Annotated in this window: 15 protein-coding genes; 12 read left to right on the top strand and 3 right to left on the bottom strand. The window is 60.7% G+C overall.

Annotated features, from left to right (window positions below):
* Window positions 1-48 precede the first annotated feature (48 nt).
* The 9 genes from cofH to AC1VVK_RS17570 all read left to right on the top strand — a co-directional run bounded on the left by cofH (window position 49) and on the right by AC1VVK_RS17570 (window position 10,767).
* Entirely contained in the window at window positions 49-2,388 is a 2,340-nt protein-coding gene (gene cofH / locus AC1VVK_RS17610) for a 5-amino-6-(D-ribitylamino)uracil--L-tyrosine 4-hydroxyphenyl transferase CofH (protein ID WP_482906112.1), read from the top strand.
* Window positions 2,385-3,215, top strand: coding sequence for an SDR family NAD(P)-dependent oxidoreductase (locus AC1VVK_RS17605; RefSeq protein ID WP_482906111.1), 831 nt, complete (start codon window positions 2,385-2,387; stop codon window positions 3,213-3,215). The genes cofH and AC1VVK_RS17605 overlap by 4 nt, the downstream gene beginning before the upstream one ends.
* Complete coding sequence (gene npdG / locus AC1VVK_RS17600; protein WP_482906110.1) at window positions 3,212-3,871, top strand: NADPH-dependent F420 reductase; 660 nt, start codon at window positions 3,212-3,214, stop codon at window positions 3,869-3,871. Before AC1VVK_RS17605 ends, npdG begins: the two co-directional genes overlap by 4 nt.
* 9 nt (window positions 3,872-3,880) lie before the next feature.
* Window positions 3,881-4,618: a coenzyme F420-0:L-glutamate ligase gene (cofE, locus tag AC1VVK_RS17595; protein ID WP_482906109.1), complete on the top strand. Its 738-nt coding sequence runs from the start codon at window positions 3,881-3,883 to the stop codon at window positions 4,616-4,618.
* 58 nt (window positions 4,619-4,676) lie between these two features.
* Window positions 4,677-5,252, top strand: a complete 576-nt coding sequence (gene cofC, locus AC1VVK_RS17590) for a 2-phospho-L-lactate guanylyltransferase (RefSeq protein WP_482906108.1) — start codon at window positions 4,677-4,679, stop codon at window positions 5,250-5,252.
* Between the two features lie 88 nt (window positions 5,253-5,340).
* Window positions 5,341-6,261 (top strand): TIGR03619 family F420-dependent LLM class oxidoreductase, encoded by a 921-nt coding sequence (locus AC1VVK_RS17585; RefSeq protein WP_133085063.1) that lies wholly within the window; start codon window positions 5,341-5,343, stop codon window positions 6,259-6,261.
* Between the two features lie 67 nt (window positions 6,262-6,328).
* On the top strand, window positions 6,329-7,987 hold the full coding sequence (locus AC1VVK_RS17580; protein WP_482906107.1) for an FAD-dependent oxidoreductase: 1,659 nt from the start codon (window positions 6,329-6,331) through the stop codon (window positions 7,985-7,987).
* 810 nt (window positions 7,988-8,797) lie between these two features.
* Window positions 8,798-9,952 (top strand): oxidoreductase family protein, encoded by a 1,155-nt coding sequence (locus AC1VVK_RS17575; protein ID WP_482906106.1) that lies wholly within the window; start codon window positions 8,798-8,800, stop codon window positions 9,950-9,952.
* A gap of 2 nt (window positions 9,953-9,954) precedes the next feature.
* Window positions 9,955-10,767 (top strand): SDR family NAD(P)-dependent oxidoreductase, encoded by an 813-nt coding sequence (locus AC1VVK_RS17570; RefSeq protein WP_236549397.1) that lies wholly within the window; start codon window positions 9,955-9,957, stop codon window positions 10,765-10,767.
* An 86-nt stretch (window positions 10,768-10,853) separates the two neighbouring features.
* Here the strand turns inward: AC1VVK_RS17570 and AC1VVK_RS17565 are convergent, their stop codons facing one another.
* On the bottom strand, window positions 10,854-13,100 hold the full coding sequence (locus AC1VVK_RS17565) for a TonB-dependent receptor (RefSeq protein WP_482906105.1): 2,247 nt from the start codon (window positions 13,098-13,100) through the stop codon (window positions 10,854-10,856).
* 575 nt (window positions 13,101-13,675) lie between these two features.
* Between AC1VVK_RS17565 and AC1VVK_RS17560 the strand changes: the two genes are divergently transcribed.
* From AC1VVK_RS17560 to AC1VVK_RS17550, 3 genes are read left to right on the top strand one after another with little or no spacing between them, the layout of a single operon-like run.
* A complete protein-coding gene (locus AC1VVK_RS17560; RefSeq protein WP_482906104.1) occupies window positions 13,676-14,917 on the top strand; it encodes an acyl-CoA dehydrogenase family protein in 1,242 nt (413 codons plus the stop codon).
* 25 nt (window positions 14,918-14,942) lie between these two features.
* Window positions 14,943-15,308 carry a hypothetical protein gene (locus AC1VVK_RS17555; RefSeq protein ID WP_482906103.1) on the top strand — a complete coding sequence of 122 codons (366 nt, stop codon included), beginning with the start codon at window positions 14,943-14,945 and terminating at the stop codon, window positions 15,306-15,308.
* Window positions 15,309-15,314: 6 nt separating this feature from the next.
* A complete protein-coding gene (locus tag AC1VVK_RS17550; RefSeq protein ID WP_482906102.1) occupies window positions 15,315-16,022 on the top strand; it encodes a TetR/AcrR family transcriptional regulator in 708 nt (235 codons plus the stop codon).
* Between the two features lie 352 nt (window positions 16,023-16,374).
* Here the strand turns inward: AC1VVK_RS17550 and AC1VVK_RS17545 are convergent, their stop codons facing one another.
* Both AC1VVK_RS17545 and AC1VVK_RS17540 read right to left on the bottom strand, forming a co-directional pair.
* Complete coding sequence (locus tag AC1VVK_RS17545; RefSeq protein ID WP_482906101.1) at window positions 16,375-17,454, bottom strand: LLM class flavin-dependent oxidoreductase; 1,080 nt, start codon at window positions 17,452-17,454, stop codon at window positions 16,375-16,377.
* A 60-nt stretch (window positions 17,455-17,514) separates the two neighbouring features.
* A complete protein-coding gene (locus AC1VVK_RS17540) occupies window positions 17,515-18,594 on the bottom strand; it encodes an aromatic ring-hydroxylating oxygenase subunit alpha (protein ID WP_482906100.1) in 1,080 nt (359 codons plus the stop codon).
* Window position 18,595 lies beyond the last annotated feature (1 nt).

The raw sequence follows: 18,595 nt of genomic DNA, 5'->3' as shown, positions 1-18,595 counted from the left end.
CGGAGCGACCGGTATGAAAATCGGCCTCGAACTATCACGGAGAATGTTGTGATGCTCGACCAACTGCACCTGAGCCACGATGATGCAAATTGCATTTACAGCGCTCTCAGTACGACTTCCCTCAAAGAAATGATGGCCACGGCAGAGGCGATGACACTCGCCGCCCATGGTCCGCGCATGACATATTCGCGCAAGGTCTTCATCCCGCTGACCAAGCTGTGCCGCGACGTGTGCCACTATTGCACTTTCGCCACCACGCCCGGTCGGATCGACAAAGCCTACCTGGCGGCGGAGGATGTACTGGCGATAGCGCGCGCCGGTGTGGCGGCAGGATGCCGCGAGGCGCTTTTCACGCTCGGGGATCGACCTGAACTTCGCTACGGAGCAGCACGCGACGCCTTGGCCAGATTGGGGCACGAAACGACCCTTTCCTATCTCGGCGAAATGGCAGCGCTCGTCTTGAACGAAACCGGGCTGCTTCCGCACCTCAATCCGGGGCTGATGGGTGCTGCCGACTATGCCTCACTGCGTCCGCATGCGGCCTCGATGGGCCTGATGCTTGAAAGTAGCTCGCAGCGCCTGTGCGAGAGAGGAGGGCCGCACTTTGGATCGCCCGACAAGGAGCCGGCGCGGCGGCTTGAGTCGATTGCTCAGGCAGGGCTTGCCAAGGTTCCTTTCACTACCGGCCTGCTGATCGGCATCGGCGAAACGCGCCGCGAGCAGGTTGATGCACTTGTCGCCATCCGCGACCTGCATCGCCAATACGGGCACATACAGGAAGTCATAATCCAGAACTTCCGCGCCAAGCCCGGCACGCAGATGGTCGATTTCCCGGAGCCGGCATTGGATGACCATCTCTGGGCCATCGCGGCTGCTCGTATCGTCCTCGGCCCCGAGATGACGATCCAGGCTCCGCCAAATCTTCAGGAGAGCCATAATCTCGCTCCGCTGGTCCGTGCTGGCGTCAATGACTGGGGAGGAGTTTCCCCGGTGACGCCTGACCATGTCAATCCGGAAGCTCCTTGGCCGCACCTCGACATGCTCGAACGCGCCACCAATGCCGCCGGGCGCACATTGCACCAGCGCCTTGCGATCGGCCCCCGCTATGCAACGGCCGCAAGGCAATGGGCCGCGCCGCCTGTCGCGGCAACTGTTCTTCGGGCAATCGATGCTCGCGGACTGCCAAAAATCGACGATTGGGCTGCGGGCCGAGGCGATGCTGCGCCGCAGCAGATCTCGGCGGGCGGGTTTGCCGTATCCCCGCGCGTATCGTCGATACTTGACAGCGTGAAAGCCGGCCACGTGCCGGACGAAGCCGATATCGTGTCGATGTTCGATGCGGAAGGAGCCGACTTTACAGCGATCCTGAACTTCGCCGATCACCTTCGCAGGGACGTAGTAGGCGAAACGCTGACTTTTGCGGTCAACCGAAACATCAACTACACCAATATCTGCCTCTACAAATGCGGCTTCTGCGCGTTTTCCAAAGGTAGTACCAAGGCCATGCGCGGGCCGGCATATCGGCTCGATTTCGCCGAGATTGGCCGCCGGTCCGCCGAAGCCTGGGATCGCGGGGCCACCGAAGTCTGCCTGCAAGGCGGTATCCACCCCGATTACGACGGTAATACCTATCTGGATGTACTTCGCGCAGTGCGTCAGGCGGCGCCGGATATCCATATCCATGCTTTCTCCCCGCTTGAGGTGACGCATGGCGCGAGAACGTTGGGGCTGCCACTCGAAGACTTTCTGGCGCGGCTGAAAGCAGCCGGGTTGTCGACGCTGCCCGGCACGGCCGCCGAAATCCTCGATCCCGAAATCCGCGACATCATCTGCCCGGACAAGGTTACAGCGGATGAGTGGATCGAGGTCATGCGTGTCGCCCATGGCGTTGGACTGCGTAGCACCGCCACGATCATGTTCGGCCACGTCGAGGGATATCGTCACTGGGCACGTCATCTCCTGTCGATCCGATTGCTTCAGGACGAGACAGGTGGGTTTACCGAATTCGTCCCGCTGCCTTTCGTCCATATGGAAGCGCCGATCTGGCAAAAAGGCCTGGCACGGTCGGGTCCGAGCTACCGCGAGGCGGTGCTGATGCATGCCGTCGCCCGTATCGTGCTGCATCCCGTGATCGCCAATATCCAGGTCTCGTGGGTCAAGATGGGGCCTGAGGGCGCAGCGGCGATCCTGCAGGCAGGTGCAAACGACATGGGCGGCACCCTGATGGACGAGTCGATCACCCGTGCCGCCGGCGGCGTCAACGGGCAGGAATTTGGGCCGACGCAAATGCGGGCGCTCGCCGCTTCCGTCAACCGGCCCGTGCGCCAGCGCACCACCTTGTATGAAGATCCGCCGGTTCGTCACGGCCATTGCATGGAGACGTTATGATCGATCTTTCCTTTCCGTTGCGCGACAAGGTGGCTCTCGTCACCGGAGGCGGCAGCGGCATCGGGCGCGCTACCGCCCGCATGTTCGCCCAGCGCGGCGCCATGGTCGCCGTCGCCGGCCTCGACGAGGCGCCGCTGCTTCTGGTTGCCGAGGAAATTGTCGCCGCTGGCGGGCAGGCATTGCCGATTGTCATGGACGTGACGAGCGAAGACGCGATCGCAGGGGGCGTTGCGCGCCTCGCGGATCGCTTCGGCAGGCTGGATATTCTTCACAGTAATGCGGCGCAGACCGGCGAACTGCAGGAGGATGGCCTCATCGATGCAATGGACGCGGACTTTTGGGACCGCACGTTCTCGATCAACCTGCGCGGATCCATGCTTTGCGCCAAGCACGCCATTCCGCTCTTGCTGACGAGCGGGGGGGGCACGATCATTTTCACCGGCTCCGGCAAGGGTCTCGCCGGCGATCTTGATTACCCGGCATACGGCACGTCAAAGGCGGCCTTGCTGGGACTTTCGCGCTACATCGCGACCCAGTACGGGAAGCAGGGCATTCGCTCCAATGTCGTTGTCGTGGGCTTAGCCATGACCGAGGCGCTTGACAGGAACATGCCCGAGGCGGCGCAGAAGCTGATGACCGAGCACAATCTGGTCGACCACCTCGGCAGGCCCGAGGACATTGCCGAGGTCGTCGCATTTCTAGCTTCCGAGCAATCCCGCTACATCACGGGAGCAGCGATCGTCGCTGACGGCGGCTTCACTTCGCACTCGGCCGTCTATGCGGACATGCTGCGCTTTGCAGCGATGGATACCGGAGCCAAGGCATGACGCAACCTTCTATTGCCGTCGTTGGCGGCACGGGAAACCTTGGTGCGGCTATTGCCTGGCGGCTTGCCCGAGCAGGTTATGAGGTCGTAATCGGATCGCGAAATGCCCAAAGTGCGCAGGACGCGGCATCGGGGTTGGGGCACGGACTTCGCGGCGCGAGTAACGTCGACGCGGTGGCAGGAGCCGATATCGTGATCGTCACGGTTCCCTTCGCCGCGCAGCAAGCGACGCTTGCTGATATTGCGCCGCATGTCGCAGGAAAGCTGGTGGTGGATACTACCGTTCCCCTAGTTCCTCCCAAGGTCATGCGCGTGCAACTGCCCGACGAGGGATCGGCAGCCATGAGAGCGCAAGCGGCTCTTGGCCCCAGTGCCGTGGTCGTGTCGGCGTTCCATAACGTCGCTGCCCACAAGCTCGCTCAGGACGTCGATGTCGGCTGCGATGTCCTCGTATTCGGAGACGACAAGGAAGCGCGCGGACGGATTGTGGACCTTGCCGATGCCATGGGGCTTCGGGGTCTTCACGGCGGCGCGCTTGTCAATTCCGCCGCAGCCGAGGCGCTGACCTCCATCCTCATTTTCATGAACAAGACGTACCGTGTCGACGGCGCCGGCATTCGGATCACGGGCGAGCTTATCCCGCCAGATCAGCAATAGGCAGCGGCGATGATCGAAATAGTCGAACTGAGCGGCATCGGCGAAATCGCGCCCGGCGACGACCTCGCTGGGATACTTGGAGATGCCCTCCAACGGTGTGGATCGCCGCTGCGCGATGGGGATGTACTCGTGGTAACCCAGAAGATTGTCTCGAAGGCCGAGGGACGGCAGGTCGATCTTGAGCAAGTCGAACCGGGTGAGCCGGCCCGCGAACTGTCCCAATTGACGCGCAAGGATCCGCGCATGGTTCAACTGGTGCTCGACGAATCGAGTGAGATTGTGCGAGCGGTTCCCGAAGTGCTGATCACCCGGCACAAATTGGGTCACGTCATGGCCAACGCGGGGATCGATCGTTCCAACATCGGTCCATCACTGGGCGCTCGTGCACTGCTGCTCCCCCTGGACCCTGACGCAACAGCGGCGAATTTGCATAGCGCGCTTGGAGTGCCGGTAGTGATCTCGGACAGCTTTGGAAGGCCCTGGCGCCTTGGCGTGGTCTGTGTTGCCATCGGCGCAGCGGGCCTGCCGGCTCTCCACGATCGCCGCGGCGAACTCGATCGCGACGATCGCCCTCTGGAAGTCACTCAGGTGGCGCTGGCCGACATGATAGCCAGCGCGGCAGGGTTGGTGACGGGTGAAGGGGCAGAAGGCATACCGGCCGTTCTCGTCCGCGGATGCCGCCTTGAGGGGATGCCGCGCAAAGCCGCCGAACTGGTACGCCCGAGGCGCGAAGACCTGTTTGCATGAACGGGGCGCCTGCGCGCGCCTTCGTATTTGCAATTAGCTCCGCCGCAGGACTTGCACGATGAGAAACTGGATCGCTGTGGTTCCCTGGAAACAGGGGAGGGAAACGAAGTCGCGACTGGCCCCGAGCCTGAGTGCGAGAAAGCGGCAGGCGTTGGCCTGCACGATGGCGGCGCACGTCGTGGGCTGCCTTTCCGGGATCGAGGCAATCGAATCGACTTTCGTCCTGGCGCCTGCCAGCGTGGAAGGTTGGCCGGTGCAATGGCTGCGCGACAGCGGCTTTGGTCTCAACGGCGAACTGAACAGGATCCGCGAACATTTCGGCAGCCGACCGCTCCTTGTTATCCATGCCGACCTGCCTGCGTTGGTCGGTGAAGACGTGGAGGCCCTGCTTGCCGCGGCGCTGGCGACGGGACGCGCATTCGCCCCCGACCGGCATGGCAAAGGCACCAATGCAATCGCTCTTGGGGACTCGGGCTCGTTCACCTTCGCATTCGGTCCTGGCAGTCTAGCACATCACCGGGGGCAGTCGCCCGGTGCCGCCATAGTCGAAAGGGCTGGCCTGGGTTTCGATCTCGATACTCCGGCCGATCTCGAACACGCAGTTTCCCGACGCCTGATCAGGCAAGCCGCATGAGCATTCGCCGCTCGCGCCCCTTCCTAAGGAAAGGTGCGAGCACGCCGCCGCGCTTCACTATCCGCCCGACATCGTGAGAGGACAGCAGATGAAACTGAACGTCAGTGTGCCCAACAGCATGCACGTGGCTGCGATGACCCAGCCCTGGGAGCATGCCCTGACGGGCGACGATATTGGGCATGCGCTGAAAATTGCGGACGATCTCGGCTTCAACAAGTGCATGCTGGGCGAGCATTTCATAATTCCCCGTGAGCACATCGAACTGTCAGGCGACCATTACGTTCATGGAACAGTGGCTCTCGCATTCCTTGCCGGTCGAACCTCCAGGATGAAAGTCAGCTCTTCGGTCACGATCCTGCCCCTCCAAAACCCGATCGTCCAGGCCAAGGCATGGTCTACGCTCGACTGGTTGAGCGGTGGGCGGGCGACCGCGCTGTTCGGCGTGGGATGGCTCAAGGAAGAGTTCGACATGCTGGGAGTGGATTTCCATAACCGGGGACGAATGGCCGACGAGTACGTGGCTGCGATCATCGAGCTGTGGACCGCTGACAATCCGGAATTCGACGGCGAGTTCGTGAAATTCAGCAATGTCGGGTTCGCACCGAAGCCGGTCCAAAAGCCGGGCCTGCCGATCTGGTTCGGCGGCGACGCGGAAGCTGTTCTCAAGCGCGTGGCAAAGTTTGGCGACGGTTGGTCTCCGTTCAGGACACCGCCCGAAAAATTCCCGGAGTGCCTGGATTTCATCCGGTCCCAGCCCGAATATGACGGGCGCCCCATCGACTTGTTCTTCGCGCTCGAAATGCTCAATGTCGGTGCGCATCACGAAATCATGGACGACCCGCGCGCGCCAGGAACTCGCGACGCGCAGAAGATCATCGACCAGATCGGATGGCTTCGCGACCTGGGTGTCAACGAGACGATCGTCCCTCTGCCGCCAGGGATTGGTGGAATGGATGAATACGTCGAGCGGCTGCAGTGGGTCGCGCAAGAGATCATGCCGAAAATCTGAACTGGGCCGTCGGAACGACGGGTTTGGTGAGCGCCGTTCCATCCAAATCGAAAAACGGGAGGTAGCAATGACCCAGTATGATGTGGTCGTGGTGGGTTCGGGCGCGGCAGGCATGACTGCCGCGCTTCGCGCGGCGGCGGCGGGGAAGTCGGTGATCGTTCTCGAGAAGGCATCGCATTTTGGGGGAACGACCTCGATCTCGGGCGGCGGTATCTGGGTTCCGGTAAGCCCGCAGGCGCGGGCCGCCGGGGTCGACGACAGCAAGGACAGGGCGCGGCAATACGTCCTGGATGTCATAGGTCCCTCGGCCGAGCCGGCGCTCATTGATGCCTACCTCGATGCAGGGCCCCGGATGGTGGAGTGGCTGGAAAAAAACAGCCGGGTCGAATTCCTGCTCTCGCCGCCGAGCAGCGATTGGTATCCCGAAGTTGACGGCGCAGCCGATCACGGTCGTTTGCTCGCCCCTAAGGAGTACGATGGCAAGAAGCTGGGGGAACACTTCGCGCAGCTGAGGCCCGCGCGGGAAGAGTTCAACGCGCCAGGAGGCTTCATGATCGACCTGTTCGATCTGCCGTATCTTGCGCAAATGCCCTCGGCAAAATCGCTCGTGCACTTCGGCAAGCTGGCTGCCAAATTCGGGTTCGACAAGCTTCGCCGCTATCCTCGCGGCACGCGTCTCACGATGGGAAATGCACTGGCGGCCCGTCTCCTTCGCTCCGCGCTCGACGCGGGGATTACGCTGCGCACCAATGCGCCGGTCGATCATTTGCTGGTGCAGTCCGGCCGGGTGACCGGCGTTCGGGTAGGTGGCGAAGAGATCGGTGCAAGGCTGGGCGTCCTGCTGGCATCGGGTGGATTTTCCGCCAGCGAGCAGCTTCGCAAGGCTTATATCCCTTTTGCCGAAAACCATGTCTCGATCCTCCCCTACGAAAACACGGGCGACGGCATGAACATGGGATTGGAGGCAGGCGGCGCGCTTGCCGAGGAAAATCTGGTCAACGCGGTATGGGCGGTGGTCTCCAAGCTCACGCGGCCCGACGGATACGTGGCACGCTATGCCCATCTCATCGATATGTCGAAGCCCGGATGCATAGCGGTCAACGCCAAGGGCGAGCGCTTCGGTAATGAAGCATCTGTGCATTTCGTTGAAGCGATGCACCGTGACGGAGCTGTTCCGGCCCACATCATCTGCGATGCCGATTTCATCAAGAAGTACGGCATGGGCATGGTCTATCCCGGCGGCGGCGGTCTCAAGAAGCTTATCGCAGCAGGCTATGTGACCGAGGGGCGCAGTCTTCGCGAACTCGCAGAGAAAATCGGCGTAGAACCGGACGGCCTTGTCGCCAGCGTGGCCAAGATCAACCGCTATGCGGAGATCGGGCATGACGCCGACTTCGGAAAGGGAGAGACACAGATCGACATCGAGATCGGCGATCCCCGGAACAAGCCCAATCCCTGCCTGGGGCGCGTCGAGCGGGCTCCATTCTATGCGATCAAGATCTACCCCGGCGATGGCTCGACGACCGTGGGCCTCAAGGTCGACGCGCAGTTTCGCGTGGTAGGGGGAGACGGCACACCTGTTCCCGGTCTTTATGCTGCCGGGTTGGATGCCAATTCGATCTGGCGAGGCAAATCGCCTGCGCATGGGTGCAACGTAGGTCCTGCCATGGTCACCGGCTTTATTGCGGGCAATTCGATGGCGCAGGCCCTGACACTCGCAAACTAGCTCTCAAGTCACATACACGGCGCTTCTCGTCCCGGCGGGAAGCGCCCTGTGCTGTGCATTGCCGGAGGGCAGCGGCAATAAGGCTGCCGAGGCGGCCCCCGCGACGCATCGGTTGATTGACCATAATCGCCGCCATCAGGGGCGGAGCGCGCAGCAAGGAACGTGACGAAGGTCGACGGCTAGCGCGCTACGCGGCAACGCCGGTTCATTCGGTACAGAATTTGGGCCGCATCGCCGCACCGTGAACGCTCCCCAGCCTCGTGCCGTCGGACGCGTCCCAATACCCACGCCAGAACCAGACCCGCCCATCGAAGTCGAGATCGAACACCGCCGCGACGAGCGTTGTTGCGAGCCGTCAATCCCAAAGCCGGCGCGCTGTGCCTAACCATTCCGTAGAGACGGGGCCGGCGTCGTGATTTCCCGGACCACGCAGTAACACTCATCGTACAGCTCACTTCGTCGCGCCAGCTCTCGGCAGATCGGATCGGCACCCTGGCGCAGCGGGGCGACTGGAAGGGCCGATTGATAGTTGGCCCTCGGTGGCAAGCGCCACGCGCAATTGGCTTAGGTCGAGATGGGAACCATGGATGAGCGCCAAAACCTGCAAAAAGCCGTATCCCAGGTCTCCGTCGAAGGTCGGGGTGGTCCCTCTCTTCGGGCAGGTTGCGCTTCGGTTGCGCCTGCGATGCTCGGTATCCCGGATGCAGCGTAAAATCGGTCCGCAAAGCCGGCAAGCTCCCTCGGCCCAGGTTCGAGGGCCTTCGCCGGGACGGACGACGCTGTAACACAAGAACACATCAGGAGAGTTCGATGGACCCACAAGCCCAACCGCAATACCGCAATGCGACGGTCGATCCTGATTGTGTGCCTCGTCCTTATCCCACCCGAACTGGTCATCTGCCGACCTCGATGGAGGGGATCGATGCCGCGTGGTTGGGATCGATTATGGCCCACAAGTATCCCGGCGTCGCGGCACGCAGCATGGAAACGGTCCAGCTGCTGAACAGCCACACGACCAAGTGGCGCGTCAAAGTGGATTGGAACGAAGCGGGGCTTGCCGCCGGGCTCCCCGCGAACCTGTGCCTGAAGGCCAACTGGTCGGGCAGCTTCGACAATGTCGATATCCATGCCGTCGAGGCCCGGTTCTATCATTTCCTCGCCAAGGAAATGAAGGTTCCCACCGCGCAGTGCTATTACGCCGACTGGGACGACGATGGCAGCGCTCACGGCCTGCTCGTGCTGGAAGACCTCAATGATCGCGGTGGACACTTTGGTCACAGTACGCAGCACTCCGGCATCGACATGATCGCCTCCAACCTCGAGGGACTGGCTGGTCTTCACGCCAGTCTCTGGGGAAGCGAAAAAATCTCCAAGGCCAATGCCCCGTGGCTGCAGACGCAGATGGATACTCCGGTCGACAGCGACCAGGTCCGCATCATGTGGCAGTGGATCGACGACAATCTGAAGGATCCGAATTTCCGCGCGATCGCGCCAAAGCACTATCTTGACGATCCGCGCCGCGTCGAGCGCGCATTCGACCGGCTGGGCGAACTTGAGCGTGCCTATGACGCGCCCTATTGCATCGCACTGGGTGATTGCCACCAGGGGAACACCTATATCCTGCCTGGCGGGGAAAGGCTTTGGTTGGATTGGCAACTGGTGCGACGTGGACGTCCGTGGCGTGATCTTACTTATTTCCTAGTCGGATCGCTGACCATCGAAGAGCGGCGCGCCCATCACAAGGATCTGCTCGAGCAGTATCTGTCTTACCTGACCGCGACGGGCGTTCCCGGAATTCCCAGTTTCGAGGAGGTCTGGGAGCAGACGCGCTTGTGGGTGATGTACGGAATTCAGGCGTGGGTCGCCAACCACGACTCCTGGGGGCAGAACGGGTTGCCTATGAACGAGCGGTTCTTCGTCGCGGGCGAGGAACTGGGGACCTGGAAGATACTGCTGGGAGAGTGAGGATGGGACTGGTTCAGGGAAAAATCGCCGTCGTCACGGGATCGGGATCCAACATCGGGGAAGCATGCGCTCGCAAGCTCGCCTGCGAGGGCGCTAAAGTGGTTCTGGCAGACATTAATCTGGCGGGAGCAGAGCGCGTGGCGAAGAGCATCCGCGCCGCCGGTGGGGAGGCGATGGCATGTCCGCTCGATCTTGCAGAAGAGGCGAGTATCGCTGCATTGGTCTACGCAGTGATCACGGCTCATGGCCGGATTGATGTCCTGCACAACAATGCCGCCAACACCGCCGTCAACCAAATGGCCGCTGACGGTGCTCTGGTCGATATGGACGCAGCGGTTTGGGATGCAGCGTTTCGTATCAACACGCGCGGCACGATGCTGATGATCAAACACGTCGCTCCCCACATGATCGCCGCGGGCGGTGGGTCGATCATCAATACAAGCACGGGCGTTTCGATCCTCGGGGATGTCTTCAACCCGGCCTATTCTTCCTCGAAAGGAGCGGTGAACAGTCTTACGCGCAACACTGCCGCCCAGTTGGGCCGCCAGAACATCCGCTGCAACGCAGTGATGCCCGGTTTGGTTCTTACACCGCAGGCGCGCGAGATGATGCCTGCGGAACAACTGCGCATGATACAGCGGCATGTCCTGTTGCCACGAGAAAGCGTGCCTGACGATATCGCCGGGGCCGTGCTGTTCCTTGCCTCGGATCTTTCGGCATTCGTCACGGGCCAAGTCTTCTCGGTCGATGGCGGTATTTGCCACCACACTCCATATTTCGGCGATGTCATGGATATGCAAGCGGCCGCACACTAATGAAAACGGAGCGGTCAGTCGCAGACTGAACGCTCCGCACAAGATTACCTGATCGGCTCCGCGGATAACGCGGAGCCGAATTGATTTCAGAATTGGACCTTGGCAACGACCCCGTAAGTGCGCGGATCGCCTACAGCTACCGAATTGACCGGGAAGCTCTTGAGCAGGACATCCGCAGCCGCGAAATATCGCTCCTTGGTCAGATTGCGGACGAAGAAGCTGAGATCGACGCCAGTATGAGCGATGTTCTCCCAGTCCAGGCGCATGTTGACGAGATTGTAGCCTGGCAGCTTTTCACCATATTGACCACCGAAGTCCGCAGTCATGAACAGGTCACCGCTCAGCACCAGATCACCGTCCGCCGGACGGACAGGTAAAGTCCAGTTCGCGCTGAAAGTGCCGGAAAAGGTCGGCGCGTATTTGTTTACGTCGGAAGAGGTGAAGGAAATTCCTTCCACGTCGGGCAGCGTGAGCTTGTCTACCCTCATGTGCGTATAAGCGCCGTTGAAGGAGACCGTCAGGTTTCTGCTGGGGCTGACGGCGGCATCCAGTTCCACGCCATAGATCGACAGGTCTGCGGCGTTCACGCCGAACGAACCGTTGGTGGGACTGTCCGGGGCGGAAGCGGGAATCAATGTTTGCGCGTTCAGAAATTGCAACGCGTTTTTATACTTGCTGTAATAGGCTGCTGTGTTGATGTGACCGTGGGCACCGGCGATGTTGAACGTCCATTTCTCGCCGATCTCGATATCGGTAAGCGTCTCTTTCCCGGTTTTCTGGAATGGCCGCAAATCAACGCATTGACCGGAGCCGGATCCGCAGGCGGGGTCGGTTCCCCCGGTCGTAAAGCGCGTTTCGAACAGCGGCGTGTTTACATTGACACCGCGGTAGCCGCGACGGCTTACCACATAGAGCAGGAGGTCAGGCGCGGCCTTCCAATCCGCACCAATCGTCCAACTGGGCGCGGAGCCGCGATTGGATACCACGCCGATGCCGTCGGGAAGATCGAGCTCTGCAAGCGACCGGCAGGTCGAATCCTCGGCATAGGAAGTTCCGATGGCACCGCCGCAAGCCGACACACGGTCCCAGCTGTAGCGCAGGCCGGCGTTGAGCGTGACGGCGTCCGTCACCTTGTAGGAGATCTGTCCGAACGCAGCGTAGTTGGTGTTCCTGACATTGGCGGTGACGACTGCGGCAGGTGTTCCGGGCGTGGTGAATGCGGAGAATGTCGAACCGGAGGGACCATCGGGTGTGTCATGGCTATAGAAGCCGCCGACAATGAAATTGAATCGATCGAAGCTGCCAAGGAACTGCACTTCGTCGGTCAGATACTGGCGCTGAATCAGCGCAGCCGCATGGAATACCGTGAAGGGAACATCCACCGGACTGCCCAGTGCGGCGCCCGGCAGGTACATTGGGCCGAGAGCAGAAGTGTTGATCAATTGGTCGCTGCGATTCTTGCGATAACCGAAAATGTTTCGCAGCGTGAATTGGCCGAAACTTGCGGATGTGTCGTTCGAAATGCCCCAGTTGCGACGATTGGCACGGCCGGATCCCGAATCGTCCGTGAAAGCACCGTAGAAATTCTGCTTCTGCAACGCGAGATACTGCGCCGTCTGAGCATCAAGGGAACCGCCGATCAGTGCACCTGCAGCCGCGCCGACGGATGGGGCGAACAGGTCCGTAAAGCTGAAGTTCTGGCGAAGCAGATAATACCCTGAGGCAGATTCTCTGGCTTTGAAGTAGTCGAAAATGGTCGTGCTCTTCAGCCAATCGGCGGGCGTGAAGAGTAACGAGGCTCGTGCGCTGTCCTGATGGACGTCATTGAACCCATCGCCGCCGTTGATCGAATATGTCATCGGATCGCGCCGTCTGATCTGTCCTGCAACGCGGATGGCCAGAACGTCCGCGATGACCGGGACATTGAGGGCGCCTTGAACTTCGCGATAGTCGTAATTGCCGTACGTCCCCTGCAGGTAACCGCCAAAGTCCTGGCCAGGTGATTGCGGGGATATCAGAACTGCACCGCCAAGGGTGTTGCGGCCGAACAAAGTGCCCTGCGGGCCCTTGAGGACCTGGATGTTGCCGATATCGAACGTCGGCACGTTCGAGCCGAGCGAGGCAAGGGGCACGTTCGCGAAATAGGTAACTACACCGGGCGTGACTTCGCCAGTCGGTATCTGCCCGATCCCGCGAAGTGAAACCGAGGTGTTGTCCTTGCCGCCTTCCGAACTGAATGTGAGACCGGGCGAGATAGTCCGAATATCGGCAATCGTCTGGACGCTGCTACGCTCAAGGGCGGTATCGGAGAATGCTACGACCGATACAGGCACGTCCTGAAGCCGCTCCTCACGCCGCCGCGCCGTGACGACGATCTCGCCGGTCAGGGACGGGGCGGCGGAGGACTGCGCTTCAGCGGTCTGGTCGGGCGTGGGCGGGCCATCGGCGGCCCATGCCTGAACAGGAAGCACGCTCATTGCACAGAGCCCTGTCCCCGCTACGATGCGGACGAATTTAGTTTTCATGTATCGCCTCCCACTTGCGTCCGGCTTCTTGCGCCGCGCGTGATATTCCCCGCTGCTAAAGAACGGGCAGACGGCGGGAGCTATAGAGATCTATCTCGTTTCGATTCCTATCTTCGGAGGGGGCGAGGCCCAAATTGGTTTCGGTTTTTCTGGCGCAAGGATCTGCCTTCGAAACAAGCAGATTCTGGTCGGTGACGAACATTGAGCAGAACGTCGCTTTGCTGGCTTTCGATCAGTCTCGGCACTTCGCGCTTCACGGAATATCGGCATTATCCCACCTCGAGGTCATGCGCGGCGAGAATTCTTAGCCCTTTCTTTGACAACGCAGTTTGCAAATCCCCTGAAATCGAATAATGACGAAATTGTCATTATAGGAGTTAGGGATGCAAATCGGCACGTTTCACACTGGCAAATTGACTGTCGCCTGCGTCGAGAATCCTGTAAACGCCGCTCGCGCATTACGCCCTTTGCTCGCGGCAAATGCCGACAGATGCGAAAAGGAACGCCGCATCGTCGCGCCGGTGATGGAGGCTTTGCGCAACTCCGGCTTGTTTCACATTACTGCACCCCGACGCGCTGGAGGGCCGGGGCATAAACTGATCACCCATATTGAAACGGTGGCGGAACTCGCTCGTGCCTGCCCGGGCACCGGCTGGGCCTACGGTTTGCTGAGCGGAATAACCGGTACTGCTCTTGGATTAGGGCCGTCGATGACAGAGCTGCTTTTTCGTCATGGGGGTGAACTGTTCTGCAGCGCATCGGCGCCCAGCGGCAACGCGACGGGAGTACCCGGCGGTTACCTCGTCTCGGGACGGTGGGGATATGGTTCCGGATGCCTTCATGCCGATTGGGCACTGAACGGCATCATGCTTGATACAGGGGTTGGCGCGCAGCCAGCCATGGCATTCTTGGACCTTCATGATCCGGCATGTTCCATCGAGGACAACTGGCATGTTGCAGGTATGGCCGGCTCGGGGAGCAACATGATCGTTGCCGAAAACCTGTTCGTGCCGGAAGAGTTGATCCTGAAACCCAGTGATACACCTCCACCAGAAGTGCTCCTCGAGATGGAAGGTCTTGAGGCGCGGGACCGCTGGCCGATGGAGCCGTTGTTCCCGCTGGGCGTGTTGGCGCCGATGCTCGGCGCAGCAATGGCGATGCTGGAGCACGTAGTAGACGTGATGGACCGGCGGCCGGTCGTCGGCTGGACTTTTACCACTCAGACTGCCTCCGAAGCCCTGATCGGAATGACAGGACGCGCGGCAATGGAAATCGACTCGGCCTGGCTGCACGTCCGTCAAGCTGCCGCGATGCTGGACGAGGCGGCACAGCAACGGGTCTTGACTGGATACGACAAGGCGCGGATCCAGGCGGACTGTGGTTATGCCATGGAACTACTGCGTGGGGCAGGCGAGCGGCTGATGGACGTGGCCGGACCTGGTGCCTTCGCGTTGTCCAATCCCTTGCAGCGCTTCTGGCGCGACCTCAGCGTGGGCACGCGCCACAACGCGCTCAATAGCCATTTGTCCCTCGAGCTTTACGGGCGGGCAATCACGGGCCGTGCATCGAACATCCGCCTCATTCCCGACATCGGGCCGGTGCCTGTCCTTTCAAACGACCGATAACCCTTTCACCACAGGAGAGAAAACGATGCCCATTCCAACACCTCAGGCAATCGCGACCTTCCTCAAAGAGCAAGCCGAGATGTTCACCGCCGGGCGGCTCGACGATTTTTTGGCGGCGTTCAGGGCTATCGCGCCTGGAGGGTTCAGGGTGCAGGATCCAGCAACAGGTCCGATCCAGGAAGGGTGGGACAAGCTGGAGGCGCTATGCCGTGAATATGCGGGCTGGAAGCTTTTCGTGGAAGATGTGAAAGTCAGCGGCAACGAAGCCGTAATCTACGTCCGCAACGAAGGGGAATATCAGGGGCAAGCCATCACTGCATATAGCATCGAACAGTATGTGTTCAGCGATGATGGCAGCCTGCTTGCGCGCTATTTCCATCCCATGCAATAGGACAGCATGTCCTCGGTTGCCTCCCACCTTCAAGAGCCGGATCCGCGCAGCAAGGCAGCAGCGCTGCGGCGCGAGCGGATGCGGCAGAGGCTGATTGAGGCGGTACTTGAACTCTACCAGCCAGGCCAGGCCGCGCAGCATGTCCTCATCGACGACGTGATCAAGCTGGCGGAGGTCTCGCGTGGGAGTTTCTACAAGTATTTCGATTCCATCGATGCGGTAGTCGAGGAGTTGGCAGAGGCGATGACGGTGGGCATGATCGCCGATTATCGCCGCTTGTTCGAGGATATTTCTGATCCACTGGTGCGGGCCGTGGGCGGTGCGATGATGGTGATGCTGCGCGCGCTACACGATCCGCGGTGGGGAGGCTTTACCTGCCGCATCGACTTTGTGGATTATTTTGCGCGCGAGCGAGCGTTTGACCTCATGGTTCGCGATGCTCTGGAGGGTGCTAGGGATGGTGGTCAGATAATGTTCACATCGGCGGACGCCGCCGTAGACCTCATCGTGGGAATGACTGTCGAAGCTCGGCGGCGCCTCGTTCGCGGAATAAGCGATCCGCATGACTATATGGACGAGATGATCCGATGCACATTCTGCGGGCTGGCGGCAGCCCGCGACGTAGTGGCTCTCGCATGCGAGCAAGTACGGTTTCGCATCTCCCAGGAGGCAACCGAGTTGGACTGGTGGTCAAGTTCGATCGCACATGGGTGATCTGCCTTATTCGATCGCCGTCGGCCGTTGTTGAACGAGGCGTTGGCGAGCCGCACATCCATTCAGTATTTTCGCGTTGAGAGTACGCTTTGCGTCGCCAAAATCCGGTCGCTCCGTCGCCGCCAGCAAACCGCAATCGAGGCTTCATCGCACCAAAGCGGCCAATCTGATGGTCCGGATTCCGCAGCAGGCAGCGATGACAAGGTGGGCAGCGCACAAATCCGCTGCGTACCATGGCCCGGGGGCACCAATTTCGCGTTTCGCCTGCACGGGCATGCGCGGGGGCAATCTTAATCCCCGACGCCGGCCCGTGGCATTCTTTCTCGGCAAATGGTGCAATAGGCTACGCTGATCAGGCCGGCGCCGGAATTGCCGTGCCTGCTCGTGTCTTAGCGGCAGCGACCAATTGGAAGAGGCCTGAATTGTACTGGGTCAACTGTTCCAGCGTTAGATCGCGGTAAGGCGTCATCGGGCAAAGCGAATCGACCACCTCCCAGAAGGGTTCGATCTTCTCAAGTACCTCATCGACGGGTCCGCAGGTGACGAAGGCCTCCACCATCTCGTCGGAGACATTGCCGATCACTTTTGCAATGTCTCCATGTTCGCCGAGGCTCAGTTGGCAGGCCCGTGCCTGATCTCCAAAGCCGATCGCCTCGAAGAATGGCTCATATTCCTTGTAGCCGGAATAGGCGGCAACCGTAGCACGGCTGTCGTTGATCGCCTGCTGTTTGTCGTCGTTGACCGCAATCCAGGGCCACGCATTAATCTCGATATCCTGACGGCTGCGGCCGTGCTTTGCCAGTGTCTCATTTATGAAGGGCAATTTGCTCCTGGTGTAGGCCGCAGACCAAAGGGCGTGCACCATGAGCCCGTCGCCGATTTCGAGCGCCAGCGCGGTCATCTTGTCCTGGAGCGCCGCAATCCAGATCGGAATGCGCTCGCGAACCGGCGGCGGGGTCAGCATCATTTCCTCGAAATCGGCGGTGAAGTATTCGCCCTTGATCGGATCGAGGCCCTTGTGCGCATTGGCGATCACGTAACGGATGACGCCGACGCTCTCCCGCAGGTGCGTCAACAGCTTGCGTTCCGGCTCTCCGTACATGCCGGTCACGCAGCTCTTGATGCTGGAGCCAAGGCCCAGCACGAAGCGCCCTTCGGAGATTCGGTCAACTTCTATCGCCGCATAGGCCGTTTCGAGAGGACTGCGCGTGCCGACGATAGCCACGCCAGTGCCGACCTTGAGGCTACGGGTCAGTGCGGCAGTCGCCGTCATCGGAATGAACGGAGGGCCGTAAATCTGCAGAGAGAAGCAGCCTTCGAATCCGACCTGCTCCATTTGCTGGCCAATGCCGGCCATGATCGGGGCGGAAAGAGTGGGCATGACGCCCCACCAGCGGCGCTCCGCGCCGACGGCATTGACAAGCTCGGGCATGAGTACTCCGAAGATAAAAAAAGGGCGGACATTAATGTCCGCCCAAGGGGAGAGGTCAGGTCAGAACCGGAAGAGTTCCTTGCGAAGTCCGATGATCTCGCTGCAATCTGCGCTGACGTTGTCGCGATAGGCGAAATCGCCGTTGGCTTGCCGATCGGCCAACTCCATCATCGCCATGCGGTAACGCTGACCGGCCTGGTCGAACTTGCTGTGGAGGTCCTTGCGGTCAGTATGACGCATGTAGCGCGGGCTCTGCGGGGAGGTCATGTAGCTGTCCTGGCGCGAAACCTTGTAGCCAGCTTTAGGCATGACATGACGGAACATGAGCCCGGCATTGGTCGTGTTCATCACCATTTCCATGCGCGTGCGATCCCGCGTTTCGGGTGTACACGGATGGAAAAGAGGGACGTCGTCGCCTGGGCTGAACCGGCCATAGGCGATCGCGCAGTGCGAGCGGAGGTAGATGCGAATGACCTGGCGCACGTTTTGCGTGGGCTGCCTGATGCCGCTGAAAAACTTCATCACCGGCGCGACCGACTTGTTCACGCAGGTGCGAACCATGGTGACCGTTTCGCTGTCGTAGAAAGTTTCCACCGTCTCGCTGTCCGATCGCTCATCCCCCACGACATCGGCATGAAGGAAATCGGCGTGCGTAAGGTCGATTAGGTTTTCGAGGCTGATCGGTGCAGCGCTCTCAAAGCGTACCGTCGCGGTCATGTGCCGCGGAAGTCCGCCGTCCGGCGGCAGGAACGGCAGGCTCGGAAGGTGTACCGGATCTGCTGCGAGCGGATTGCCGAACCAGACCCACACGACGCCGTAGTGCTCCATCACCGGATAGCACCCGCGGGCGTCGGTATATTCGCTCTTGTCGCGCGCTATCCGCTCGTTCGGATGGAATTCACTGGCGATCACGGTGCCATTCTCGCGCCAGAGAAACACCGGATGGGAATAGACCGCACGTCGGACGGGCTTGGCCGTCACGGAATAATTGTGCGCGACTGGAAACCACGTATCGCGCATGACGATATTGTGCGGCACCCAGCGATTGATGGCATTCAGCGCAATCTGGCCGGTGCCGGTGCCGGTGCCGGAAGGGGGACTTCCGTCGTGTTCGGCGGAACGATCAGCGACTTCAAGCATC

The sequence above is a fragment of the Novosphingobium sp. BL-S-32 genome (assembly GCF_056857055.1).
The sequence above is the reverse complement of the archived record's forward strand: the minus strand, read 5'-3'. Positions and strand labels throughout refer to the sequence as shown.

Excerpts from the sequence above, each read along its gene's own strand:
- AC1VVK_RS17545 (WP_482906101.1), bottom strand. The coding sequence starts at position 17,454 with ATGCCCGAGCTTGTCAATGCCGTCGGCGCGGAGCGCCGCTGGTGGGGC.
- cofC (WP_482906108.1), top strand. The coding sequence starts at position 4,677 with ATGAGAAACTGGATCGCTGTGGTTCCCTGGAAACAGGGGAGGGAAACG.
- AC1VVK_RS17560 (WP_482906104.1), top strand. The coding sequence starts at position 13,676 with ATGCAAATCGGCACGTTTCACACTGGCAAATTGACTGTCGCCTGCGTC.
- AC1VVK_RS17585 (WP_133085063.1), top strand. The coding sequence starts at position 5,341 with ATGAAACTGAACGTCAGTGTGCCCAACAGCATGCACGTGGCTGCGATG.
- AC1VVK_RS17580 (WP_482906107.1), top strand. The coding sequence starts at position 6,329 with ATGACCCAGTATGATGTGGTCGTGGTGGGTTCGGGCGCGGCAGGCATG.
- AC1VVK_RS17570 (WP_236549397.1), top strand. The coding sequence starts at position 9,955 with ATGGGACTGGTTCAGGGAAAAATCGCCGTCGTCACGGGATCGGGATCC.
- AC1VVK_RS17555 (WP_482906103.1), top strand. The coding sequence starts at position 14,943 with ATGCCCATTCCAACACCTCAGGCAATCGCGACCTTCCTCAAAGAGCAA.
- npdG (WP_482906110.1), top strand. The coding sequence starts at position 3,212 with ATGACGCAACCTTCTATTGCCGTCGTTGGCGGCACGGGAAACCTTGGT.
- AC1VVK_RS17605 (WP_482906111.1), top strand. The coding sequence starts at position 2,385 with ATGATCGATCTTTCCTTTCCGTTGCGCGACAAGGTGGCTCTCGTCACC.
- AC1VVK_RS17575 (WP_482906106.1), top strand. The coding sequence starts at position 8,798 with ATGGACCCACAAGCCCAACCGCAATACCGCAATGCGACGGTCGATCCT.
- AC1VVK_RS17550 (WP_482906102.1), top strand. The coding sequence starts at position 15,315 with ATGTCCTCGGTTGCCTCCCACCTTCAAGAGCCGGATCCGCGCAGCAAG.
- AC1VVK_RS17540 (WP_482906100.1), bottom strand. The coding sequence starts at position 18,594 with ATGCTTGAAGTCGCTGATCGTTCCGCCGAACACGACGGAAGTCCCCCT.
- cofE (WP_482906109.1), top strand. The coding sequence starts at position 3,881 with ATGATCGAAATAGTCGAACTGAGCGGCATCGGCGAAATCGCGCCCGGC.